This window comes from Ruegeria sp. CE8, from assembly GCF_056537465.1.
Genome location: NZ_JBQFRP010000030.1, coordinates 1 through 2769, shown reverse-complemented (window position 1 = coordinate 2769; position 2769 = coordinate 1). Strand labels below are relative to the sequence as shown.

Annotated in this window: 3 protein-coding genes and 1 pseudogene; 1 reads left to right on the top strand and 3 read right to left on the bottom strand. The window is 54.6% G+C overall.

Translation table 11 applies throughout. The features are described 5' to 3' along the window. A pseudogene (locus ACR0AA_RS23230) lies at positions 1–99 on the top strand (IS5/IS1182 family transposase); the annotation flags it as partial. A 435-nt stretch (positions 100–534) separates the two neighbouring features. Here the strand turns inward: ACR0AA_RS23230 and ACR0AA_RS23225 are convergent. From ACR0AA_RS23225 to ACR0AA_RS23215, 3 genes are all read right to left on the bottom strand, one after another. Continuing rightward, the gene (locus tag ACR0AA_RS23225) at positions 535–1881 is read right to left on the bottom strand and encodes a sensor histidine kinase (RefSeq protein WP_480757751.1); all 1347 of its coding nucleotides are present in this window, start codon (positions 1879–1881) and stop codon (positions 535–537) included. After that, a complete protein-coding gene (locus ACR0AA_RS23220; RefSeq protein WP_480666408.1) occupies positions 1881–2540 on the bottom strand; it encodes a response regulator transcription factor in 660 nt (219 codons plus the stop codon). The genes ACR0AA_RS23225 and ACR0AA_RS23220 overlap by 1 nt, the downstream gene beginning before the upstream one ends. A 48-nt stretch (positions 2541–2588) precedes the next feature. Further along, the coding region (locus ACR0AA_RS23215; RefSeq protein ID WP_480757748.1) for a hypothetical protein at positions 2589–2769 on the bottom strand (181 nt) is incomplete at its 5' end.

The window sequence follows — 2769 nt, the reverse complement described above, 5'->3', positions numbered from 1 at the left end:
CTCAAGGATTGGCGCCGCGTGGCAACCCGGTACGACAGGTACCCGAAGGTCTTCCTCTCAGCAATCGCCCTCGCAGCTCTCGTCATCTATTGGCTATGAGTCCTGACCCTAGCACCAGTGCCCCAGTGTGTGGTCAATTGACCCTTTTTCGGCCCGAATGATCGGGTACCGCGTCCTGCTGCAGATTGCTAAAATTTGGATCATTTTCACGCAGACGGGTATCTTGTCGCTTATGGTCTGATTTTTCCTGTGGTGGTCGCGTCCTTTACAATGCTGCGGTCGTCAGTGTGATTTTCGTTAGTCGGTTCTCGGGGCCGGTGGCCTGCGCGGCGGAGATCTTGGAATGCACCGAACGCGGGTTGTGGTCGGGACGGTGAATATTCATGAGCGTCCGTTAACGGCGGCTTTCGATGGTCATCCTGTAGCCTATTTCTTTGCGTTACTTAGGGTATGAACCAGAGCCTCGGCGTCTTTGTAGATCTCGGTGCCAAAGGGCGCAAATTGCGTACGGGCGTAGCTGGGAAAAAGTTCAATCTAAGCGCGAGGTTCTCGTCCCGAAGAAAGAACGACGAGGCTTTCTAACCCACCCAGTTGTTCGGATGTCCCAAGAATGAGTTTCGCGCCGTATGCGTTTAAGAGATCCACTGCTATTGCCAGACCTAACCCTGTCCCGGCGACAGACGTATCCAAGCGCCCGCCTGAGCGCAGCGCTTCTCTTTGTTCCTTTTCCGGAATCCCCGGACCGTCATCTTTGACACGCAATTCGATGGTATCGCCCTTTTTTTGGACTGAAAGGGCCACGGTTCGTGTGCTCCATTTAAACGCATTATCCAGAAGATTGCCGATGACCTCTTCAATGTCCTGCGCGTCCATCCGAACCCAAATAGCTTCGTCGCATTCGACAACGAATTCTTTGCCTTCGCGCTCGGCAACGATAGCGAACAGCTTGGCTAATCTGTTGACCGAATGGGATAAATCGGTTCGCGAATGGGTCAGTTCTGCCGTGTTTGAGGCCCTCATACGCGCCAGCGAGCGGCTCAGTTGCGCCTCGATTCTGTCGAGGGCTTCTTGCGCCACCCCTGTTGAGGCACCGTTTTGCGACAAGCTCCTCAATTCGTTTCGCAAGATTGAGGCTGGTGTTTTGAGCGAGTGAGCCAAGTCAGCCGCCTGCCTTCGAGAGCCGGAAACAATGTCCCGGTTACGGAGCAACAACTGGTTCAGATCTTCGACCAAAGGTGACACCTCCTCGGGGTATTCTGTTGGCTTAAGGTCCTCATCGGTGTCCCAGCGTTGCGCGACATCCTCCCGTAATTTGCGCAGCGGTCCCATGATAGCCGACATCAACAGCAGCGAACTCGCGACGCCAATGACCCCAACCAGTGCGAAAACGGGCAGCAGGCTTTTTTGCGCGGAACGCCGTTCGCTGACTAGTTGGAGTTGGCTTTCTGCAACACTGACTCCCCAAACCGTCCCGTCATCGTAAGTGATCATCTGATAGGCGCTGCGAACCAATTCATTGTCTGGTCCGGGTGTATTCCAGATCGTGGTTCCAACCGATGAACTGTTTGGTTCGGCTATCGTTTCGTCAAACATAGAGGCGGACGTAATAATCTCGCCATTGCCGCTGGTGACCTGCCAGTACCGCCCTGAAAACGGCACACCATAAGCCGGGTCATGTAGGAAATCGCTCAGGGCGCCGGGATTCTCAGTTGTAATACTTAGCGCGACAACGACCTGAGTATGACGGTCATCAAGTGTATTGTCGAACTGCGCCGAAATCCTTGAGTCTATGATCGAGAAGACCGCGATAGTTCCGATAGCTACGGAAACGGCCCCGGAAGCAATGCCGCCCAACAAGGCCCGTTGGCGTAGCGACAACATTAGATTGCATCGATCCTATAACCGCGCCCTCTCACCGTGGTAATCACATTGGGGCCCAGCTTTTTTCGCAGCCGGTTGATAAATACGGCAATCGTGTTCGAGTCCCGATCTCCGTCATACTCATATATGTGCTCGGAAAGCTCTGTCCGCGACACCATACGACCAGCGTTGTGGGCAAGGTAAGAAAGAACAGCAATTTCCTGGGCTGTCAGGTTAACGGGTACACCGTCAAGCGAAACGCGACCAGTCCGTGTGTCGAGGGTAACGCTGCCAATCTCGATGATTGGGTTTAGCTGACCGCTTTGGCGACGAAGTATGGCGCGCACACGGGCGGCAAGCTCTGGCAAGTGAAATGGTTTGACCATGTAGTCATCGGCGCCAGCATCCAGGCCATCTACCCGTTCGCTCCAACCGTCACGAGCTGTCAAGATAAGCACCGGCGTCGATATGCCTGCGGATCGCCATTCTCGCAGAACGGAAATCCCGTCGCGTTCTGGCAGTCCGATGTCCAAGATTATCACGTCGTAGGGCTCAGTGGCCCCTAAATGTAATGCCTCAGTGCCGTTGTGGACCACATCTACCACCCGGCCTTCGGCAACAAGAAGCCACTTGATCTGGTTGCACAGGTGTGGCTCGTCTTCTGCCAGCAGTACTCTCATATCAAATTATCATAATCAAATTGTTTGGGGTGTGAAAAACAATTTTTCTTACCTGTTATCCTGGCCATTTCCGTTCCCGTTGCCACCAGAGTTTCCGTTCCCGTTGCCGCTCGCGTTTCCGTTGCCACCGGAGTTCCCGTTGCCACCGGAGTTCCCGTTGCCACCGGAGTTCCCGTTGCCACCGGAGTTCCCGTTGCCACCGGAGTTCCCGTTGCCACCGGAGTTCCCG

Bases quoted from the DNA above. Each gene is read 5' to 3' on its own strand.
- ACR0AA_RS23225 (WP_480757751.1), bottom strand. From the start codon at position 1,881: ATGTTGTCGCTACGCCAACGGGCCTTGTTGGGCGGCATTGCTTCCGGG.
- ACR0AA_RS23220 (WP_480666408.1), bottom strand. From the start codon at position 2,540: ATGAGAGTACTGCTGGCAGAAGACGAGCCACACCTGTGCAACCAGATC.